Here is an 8,311-nt window from a genome sequence, read left to right as displayed (position 1 = left end):
CGCTGTTTTATTGAGCAGCGAACTGTATCTAGCCAACTTAAAGATTTGCGAGATAAGGGTTATGTAAAAACTGAGGAGATAGGACGGGAATCGTGGTATGAATTGCGAGAACCCTTGATGCGTTTTTGTCTTGAGGTAAAGAAGCAGCGAAATCAACCGATTCAATTAATTGTGGATTTTATTCGGGTTTGGTATACGCGGCAAGAGTTGCAGCAGCGATTGGGATTGAGGATGGCAGATGTTGATTTGGCGGAGAAAGAAAGTCATTTTATGTATCGGCAAGGTTTGAAACCGATTCCACCTGATGCTGTGATGGAACGAGAATATTATACGCGGGCGCTTGAGGCTATTGAGAGAAATGAGGAAGACCCGCGTCTGAAGGCTTATTTTGATGAAATTGAAAATTGTATTGAACAGAAAGACTATGTTTCGGCTTTAGAATATGCGGAAAAATTGGTAACAAGTCGTGGCGAGGCAAGGGATTGGGTAGAAAAGGGACGCTGTTTAAATAGCCTGGAACGCTACGATGAAGCTTTGGAATGTTTAGAAAAAGCTATTGAAATTGACTCGAATTATGCCAGGGCTTGGGCAAATCGAGGCGATGTACTCGAAAGTCTTAAACGCTATGATGAAGCCTTAGTATCCTTCGATAAAGCGATCGAACTTGACGAGTATGATCCGTGGCAGTGGGCTAAGCGAGGCTATCTACTCAACCACCTCAAACACTATGAAGAAGCCTTAGAATCTTTTGATCGGGCGATCGAACTTGACGACAATGATCCGTGGGATTGGGCTAGCAGAGGCGATGTACTCGACAACCTCAAACGCTATGAAGAAGCTTTAGAATCTTACGAGAGGGCGCTCGAACTTGATGCCAATTATCAGTGGGCTTGGGCTAACAGAGGTAATGTACTCCACTACCTCGAACGCTATGAAGAAGCCTTAGAATGTTACGATAGGGCGATAGAGCTTGATCCCAATGATTCGCCTGTTTGGGTGTTACGAGGCAATCTACTCAAAAACCTCAAACGCTATGAAGAAGCCTTAGAATCTTACGATCGGGCGCTCGAACTAGATGCCAATTATCAGTGGGCTTGGGCTCATCGAGGCAATGTACTCAACAACCTCAAACGCTATGATGAAGCCTTAGTATCCTTCGATCAGGCGCTCGAACTAGATGCCAATTATCAGTGGGCTTGGGTTTTCCGAGGCAATGTACTAGACAACCTCAAGCGCTATGATGAAGCCTTAGTATCCTTCGATCGGGCGCTCGAAATTGATGCCAATTATCAGCCGGCTTGGGTTTTACAGGGCAATGTACTAGACAACCTCAAGCGCTATGATGAAGCCTTAGAATCTTACGATCGGGCGCTCGAAATTGATGCCAATTATGACTGGGCTTGGGCTAATCGAGGTTTTGTACTGAATAATCTCGGCCGCTATGAAGAAGCTTTAATATCTTGCGATAAAGCGATCGCACTTGAAGATAAAGATTCATCCGTCTTCTTCTATCGCGCCATTGCCCTTCTCGGATTGAATCGTTGGGATGAAGGTATCGCCGCCTTATACGACGCATTCCAACGCTTAGAACCAGGCGAGGAAGCTGATGCAGATGATGCCGAGTTAATTACCAGCAACCTGTTCGCAAACACGCACGATGCAGCGATATGGAAAAATCGCATCACCAGGCTAGTTGCAGTTTACGAAAAACACAAATCTCTCTCACTTTTAGGAAATGGAATTGTGCGAAACATTCCCGCGCTTATGTCAGAAATGGTAAGCGACAAAGCCGCACGCACTTGGTTAGAATTGTGGCAAGAACTAACCAGCAAGTACGAAGAATTAAAAATTCCCATCCGCCTGCTGAATGTGGCTGTCCGCTATAAGGAAACAAAGGCAGACAGACGAGTTTTGCTAGAACTTCCCATAGAAGAACGCAATTTATTAGAACCGTTGGTTTCAACAAAAGCAGAATAAGTAAAACAGGACTTACGCACTCCGACAAAGAAACCGGGTTTTTTACCTAATCTTCGAGTACGAACGAAGTATTTTCGTAAAAAAACCCGGTTTTTGGACCCCATGCGTAAGTCCTATAAAATAGATATAAAATAGAAATTGATGATACTAGCAAAGGACTCATCCCCATGACCGCAACAATTCCAACTAAAACCTCAGCAGAAATCATCTACCCAGACAGCGACGGAAAACCCATGTCTGACAATACCAAACAGTTTGAACTAATTGTCACCATTCAAGGTGGAATAGATGCCTTATACAAAGACAACGAAAATGTCTTTGTAGCAGGTGATTTGCTGTGGTATCCCGTGGAAGGAGATAACAAAACTCGCCAAGCACCTGATACGATGGTAGTGTTTGGCAGACCGAAAGGTTACAGAGGTTCCTACCAACAGTGGCTTGAAGATAATATTGCGCCGCAAGTGGTCTTTGAAATCCTCTCGCCGGAAAATCGAATCGGAGCACTGTTTAAGCTGTTTAATTTCTACCAGGATTATGGAGTCGAAGAATATTATGTCTACAGTCCAGAGGATAATGAATTAATTGGTTGGCTGCGTTCTGATGGAAAACTCAACTATATTGAATTAATGGATGGTTGGGTGAGTCCGCGTTTGCAGATCCGTTTTCAAACTGAATCGGGAGACTTGGAAATTTATCGGCCTGATGGACAGAAGTTTTTGTCTTATGTGGAGTTGTCAAGACAACAAGAATCAGCACAGCGACAAATGGAACTAACACAGCAACAAATGGAACAAGAACGGCAAGATAAAGAGTTAGCACAGCAAAAAGCCGATCGCCTATCCGAGAAATTGCGAGAAATGGGCATCAATCCCGACGAAATTTGAACAAAAAAGACCGGGCGGTTAAAACCGGGTTATTTTCTTCCGTCCGCAGAGGCGGATATCGTTTGTATAGGCGCGATTTCAATCGCCGTCTTATCTTTGTTTGTATAGATGCGATTTCAATCGCCGTGATTTCTATTTTTTATTTTCAATCCTCAAACAACCTATAATAACTTGACCTATCAGCAAGCCGCCATGCAAAATCCCCGCCAAATAGCCTTTCTCGCACTCCGGGAAGTCCACCGCCGCGGTGCATTCGCCGATGCCGCACTCGATCGCGCTTTCAGCAATTCTCAACTCAACGACCTCGATCGGCGTTTAGTGACAGAATTAGTTTACGGTAGCGTCAGGAGAATGCGATCGATCGACTTCATCATCGACAAACTAGCAACAAAGAAATCCTCCCAACAACCGCCCGAACTCCGCACCATCCTACATTTAGGCTTATATCAACTCGAATATCTCAACCAGATTCCCCCCTCCGCCGCCGTCAACACCACCGTTCAACTAGCAAAAGAAAACGGATTTTCAGGACTCAGCAGTTTTGTCAACGGTTTGTTGCGCCAATACATCCGTTTAACAGATAACAACTTAAACCCATTAACAGTTACGAATTATAAATCAACCGTCGAACGCCTAGGAATTCTGCACAGCTTTCCCGAATGGCTGGTAAAATTGTGGATCGAACAAATAGGCGAAACCGAAACCGAACAACTCTGTGAATGGTTCAACCAATCCCCCACTATTGACCTGAGAATCAATCCCTTAAAAAGCTCGCTCGCCCAAATCGAAGCTGCCTTCAAATCCCACAACATCTCAACTAGCAGAATCCCCAACTTGCCACAAGCATTAAGACTAAATGGCAGCATCGGCGCAATTCAAAACCTCCCCGGATACAGCGAAGGTTGGTGGACAATTCAAGACAGCAGCGCTCAATTAGTCACCCATTTACTAGCGCCCCAGCCAGGGGAAACCATCATCGACGCCTGCGCCGCGCCGGGGGGAAAAACCACCCACAGCGCCGAATTAATGCAGGATGAAGGCACAATTTATGCCTGCGACAAAACCGCCAGCAGACTCAAAAAACTTAAAGAAAATGCAGACAGACTCCAGATGAAATCTATTAAAATTCATACCGGAGACAGCCGCCATTTTCCAGAGTTTGTTAACCTCGCAGACAGAGTTTTACTAGACGCACCTTGTTCTGGCCTGGGAACCCTCCACCGCCGGGCCGACGCCCGCTGGCGCCACACGCCCGAAAACATTCAACAACAATCTCAACTGCAATCGGAATTGCTAGCAAATGCAGCTACATTTGTCAAGTCCGGCGGCGTATTAGTTTATGCAACTTGCACAATTCATCCCTTGGAAAATGAAACAGTTATTCGATCGTTCTTAGACAACAATCCCAACTGGCAAATAGAACCGCCAACTATTGATTTACCCGTACAGCCATCACCCGAAGGATGGGTGAAAGTGTGGCCGCACAGACATCACATGGACGGCTTTTTTATGGTGAGGCTAAAGCACTTGAAAAAGCAGTAAGGTCCTTACTCCAAACCGATAGTTTAATATCCCGGTTCTTGATAAGCAGGCTCTTCATAAGCGGGCTCTTGATAAGCAGGTTCTTCATAAGCAGGTTCTTGATAAGCAGGCTCTTGCGGTGGGTAATACTTCGGTTCAGGATGAGGATTGTAAGGGACGATCGCACCATCCTCATTCACAATCATCCCCCGAATAATCCTCTTAGGCTCCACAGGTTTGGCCTTAATACTGCCTTTGCGACCTTCCAACTCCGGCAACTTCGGAAACTTCTCAACCGGCATTCCCTTAACAGCTTGACTCATAAAATCTCGCCAATTATACGCCGCCGTACCGCTAGTTCCCCAAGTCGGATAATTGTCATCATTCCCTAGCCAAATCCCAGTCACAACCTGTGGAATGTAACCAATAAACCACAAATCCCGGACATTTTCGGAAGTACCAGTTTTGCCTGCTACAGCGCGATCGTTTAAAGCCGCAGGCCCTCCCGTACCGTTTTGCACAACACCCTCCAACATCCAAGTAGTAATCGCAGCACTATCCTTATCCAAAACCCGCTTCGGTTTAAAATTAGCCTGATAAATCACATCTCCCCGCTGATTAATCACCCGCTTAATTCCGTGGGCTTCAATAAAATTCCCTTGCGCGGCTAAAGTACCGTAAGCATTGGTTAACTCCAGCAAATTCACTTCCGAAGAACCCAAAGCCAGGGAATAAATAGGACTCAATTTAGACTTAATCCCCATATCGTTGGCTAATTTTATCGCCGGTTCAAACCCCACATCCATCAACACCTTCACAGCTACGACATTCACCGAACTCGTCAAAGCATCCGAGATCGATCGCCAACCGCTAAATTTTTTGCCATAATTATTCGGTTGATAGCCGTCGATAATAATTGGTTCGTCTTCGTAACTGTCATAGGGAGAAAAACCAGCCGCCATCGCTGCCGCATAAACCAACCCTTTAAACGTTGATCCGGGCTGCCGCAAAGCCTGTGTAGCACGGTTAAATTGACTTTCCTTAAAATTTCCACCTCCTACCAGCGCCTTGACTTCCCCAGTCTTAGTGTCCATAGAAACTAAAGCGGCCTGTTCAAAACCCTGACGGCGGCCATCAACTTCGATCGCATCTTTAACCACCTTTTCCGCTATTTTCTGCCACTTCAAATCCACCGTCGTCTCAACAGTCAAACCGCCAGCTTCCAAAGCATCTTTAGAAACATAGCGCGGCAATTCCTTCCGAATGTAACTAGCAAAATAAGGCGCGACTACTTTAAATCGCTTCGGCGCACTTGGTTTAACCGCCATAGGTGCCGCCATCGCCTCCTTCGCCTGAACCTCTGTAATTACCTTCGCTTCCTGCATTTGTTGCAGCACAATATTGCGGCGTTTTTTAGCCATATCCGGATTAACCAAAGGCGAATATTCGCTCGGTGCCGGTGGCAAACCCGCCAAAGTTGCCATTTCTGCCAAATTTAATTTATCGACTGTTTTGCTAAAGAAAACCCAAGCCGCATCTGCCACACCGTAAGCATCCGAACCCAAATAAACTAGATTTAAATATCGTTCTAAAACTTGGTCTTTACTCAACTCTCGCTCTATTTTTTGAGCTAAAAGAGCTTCCCGGACTTTCCGCCTAATACTTCTTTCCTGATTAAGAAAAACAACGCGAGCCAATTGTTGCGTAATTGTACTGCCGCCCTGCACTAAATCTCTTTCTATCAAGTTAGAAACAATCGAGCGCATAATACCTTGATAATCCACCCCGCGATGTTTGTAAAAACGGCGGTCTTCTATAGCAATAAAAGCTTTAACCAACAATTGTGGAATTTCTTGAAGTTTCAGTTTATCTCTAGTTGCCGGCCCAGACTGCAACAAAATCGTATTATCTGCTGCCTTAATTGTCATCGTTCCGTCGCGGTTAAAGGCTGACAAATCGTTAACATCCGGCAAACCTTTGTCTAAGGTGTACAAAATCCATAAACAGTAGATTAAAGCGCCCCCGCTTATACTGGCAACACCTAAACTTATCCAAAATCTAGGACGGCGGGGGACACGTTTTTTAGTATTTTCCTGCGGTGCGCTATTTTCCTGTAGTGCGGTATTTATCGGCAGTTGGGTGTTCTGCGATTCGCTATTTTCCGCAAATTCGCTACTATCGGATTTTTGGGGTGATTTAGTTCCCAGCAAACTTAATGTCGGCCGCAACAATTCTTTTCCCTTGGTTTGCAAGCTGGTAACTTGAGGTTCAATTTCCAACCAAGCAATTAAGCGCTTCAATCCTTCCCAATCGCGCTTGACTATTGGATATCGAGCGTATTCTGGCTCTAAATATTCAGACTCTAAATATTCAGACTCTTCTGGAGGTGCAGCATCTTCTGATACCACATACTCGGCTCGCTCATCCCTTGTCTGTGCATAAAATTGCGCCTCGGATTCCGGCGAGTTGAGCTTATTGCCCTTCGCAGCCTTGGGCGGTTCTAGATCAGAATTACCGCTTATTGCGTTAGTGACTTTGCTCAATGTATCTTTGATATTTGAGAAAAATTCTGCCACGTTCAGACCTTCAAACCTCATCAAGTCCGATTAAAAATTAAAAATTTAAAAAGCTAGCTTTCTTAAATTTTTAATTTTTAATTCGACATTTTTTATTGAATAACACGCTGCCTTGAATTAGGTTTTTTGAATTAAAAAAAATTTAATTCACCACTCAAAATTCAAAACTTTTCTTAATGCTGCAGAGCTTGGTATTTTTTTGAGAAGTGAATTAGATTTTTTGAATTCAAAATTTTTAACTCAAACCTCACAACTCTGCTTAACTCGCATGACCCAGTGCCAAGGCTGCTACCAGCATACCCAAAACCAGGAAAGGCTGAGCACTTGCCTGATATTTAACATCATTTTCAAGGGGATTGCGCAAAAAGTACATATCCTGAAAAGTAATTTGGGGAATTATCAGCAGCAGCAGAATGACAGCGTAAAGGTTTTGGTGGATGCTGATCAGGTAGCCTGCAATCCCAGCTTGAAAGATGTCGATCATCAACACACAAATCCAAGCTGCGGTACTGATGCCAAACATCACTGGCAAAGATTTTAACCCTAATTGCCGATCGCCTTCAACACTTTTGAAATCGTTGACGATCGCAATCCCCAGCCCTGCCAAACTGTAAAACAGGGTCAATATCATAATGGTGGGATCTAGTGTACCAAACAAAGCTTGACCCGCCCACCAAGGCAGGGCAATGTAGCTAGCACCCAGGGCATAATTTCCCAACCAGCCATTCTGCTTGAGTTTCAGCGGGGGCGCAGAGTAGATGTAAGCTAGAAACGCGCCGCCGAGAGTCAAAACAGTCATTATCGGGAATTCATGGCCCGCCCACAAGTCTAGAGCATAAGCCACCCCAATGCCAGCGGCTAATAATACCAAAATTTGCGTTACTACTTGCGGAATCGAGATGATACCGGAGGGAATCGGACGGTAGGGCTCGTTAATGGCGTCGATGTCGCGATCGTAAAAATCGTTCAAAGTTTGAGTGTACCCGGCCAGCAACGGCCCTGACATCAACATACAAGCTGCTGCGATCAAGAAATTTTCTAGGTTCCAAACATAGTTTCCAGAAGAAGCCGCCCCGCACACCACGCCCCAAATTAAGGGAATCCAGGTAATCGGTTTCATCAGTTGCAGGCGAATTTTCCAGATGGATGTTTCCCCGCTAGCGGCCCCTTTCATGCCCAACAGTTGCCGAGTTTTGGCACTGCGGTTTTCGGTAGCAGCACTTTCCGGCGCAGCTTCTGGGGAGATTTGGGATGGAGTAGAGTCAGACATAAGTGTGATGTTAGCGGTTCTGCTACTATTGTGTCGTTCTGCGTTTCAATAATAATTCTGATAGGATACCACTGATATTTAAG

The 8,311-nt window shown here is 45.1% G+C and carries 5 protein-coding genes; 3 read left to right on the top strand and 2 right to left on the bottom strand.

Translation table 11 applies throughout. The features are described 5' to 3' along the window. The 3 genes from QUA38_RS21870 to QUA38_RS21860 all read left to right on the top strand — a co-directional run. On the top strand, positions 1 to 1,977 hold a 1,977-nt coding region (locus tag QUA38_RS21870; RefSeq protein ID WP_333165503.1), incomplete at its 5' end, for a tetratricopeptide repeat protein. 167 nt (positions 1,978 to 2,144) lie between these two features. Further along, entirely contained in the window at positions 2,145 to 2,861 is a 717-nt protein-coding gene (locus tag QUA38_RS21865) for a Uma2 family endonuclease (protein ID WP_333165501.1), read from the top strand. A 192-nt stretch (positions 2,862 to 3,053) separates the two neighbouring features. Continuing rightward, positions 3,054 to 4,403 (top strand): 16S rRNA (cytosine(967)-C(5))-methyltransferase, encoded by a 1,350-nt coding sequence (locus QUA38_RS21860; RefSeq protein WP_333165500.1) that lies wholly within the window; start codon positions 3,054 to 3,056, stop codon positions 4,401 to 4,403. A 23-nt stretch (positions 4,404 to 4,426) separates the two neighbouring features. Here QUA38_RS21860 and QUA38_RS21855 read toward each other — a convergent pair whose 3' ends face one another. Continuing rightward, positions 4,427 to 6,979, bottom strand: coding sequence for a penicillin-binding protein 1A (locus QUA38_RS21855; RefSeq protein WP_333165497.1), 2,553 nt, complete (start codon positions 6,977 to 6,979; stop codon positions 4,427 to 4,429). 238 nt (positions 6,980 to 7,217) lie between these two features. Next, a complete protein-coding gene (chlG, locus tag QUA38_RS21850) occupies positions 7,218 to 8,228 on the bottom strand; it encodes a chlorophyll synthase ChlG (protein WP_333165495.1) in 1,011 nt (336 codons plus the stop codon). Between the last annotated feature and the right edge of the window lie 83 nt (positions 8,229 to 8,311).

This window comes from Microcoleus sp. Pol12B4 (genome assembly GCF_036701385.1).
Lineage (GTDB): Bacteria > Cyanobacteriota > Cyanobacteriia > Cyanobacteriales > Microcoleaceae > Microcoleus.
This window is presented reverse-complemented; position numbering and strand designations above follow the sequence as displayed.

Coding starts and splice junctions, on each gene's coding strand:
- QUA38_RS21865 (WP_333165501.1), top strand. CDS start 2,145: ATGACCGCAACAATTCCAACTAAAACCTCAGCAGAAATCATCTACCCA.
- QUA38_RS21860 (WP_333165500.1), top strand. CDS start 3,054: ATGCAAAATCCCCGCCAAATAGCCTTTCTCGCACTCCGGGAAGTCCAC.
- QUA38_RS21855 (WP_333165497.1), bottom strand. CDS start 6,979: ATGAGGTTTGAAGGTCTGAACGTGGCAGAATTTTTCTCAAATATCAAA.
- chlG (WP_333165495.1), bottom strand. CDS start 8,228: ATGTCTGACTCTACTCCATCCCAAATCTCCCCAGAAGCTGCGCCGGAA.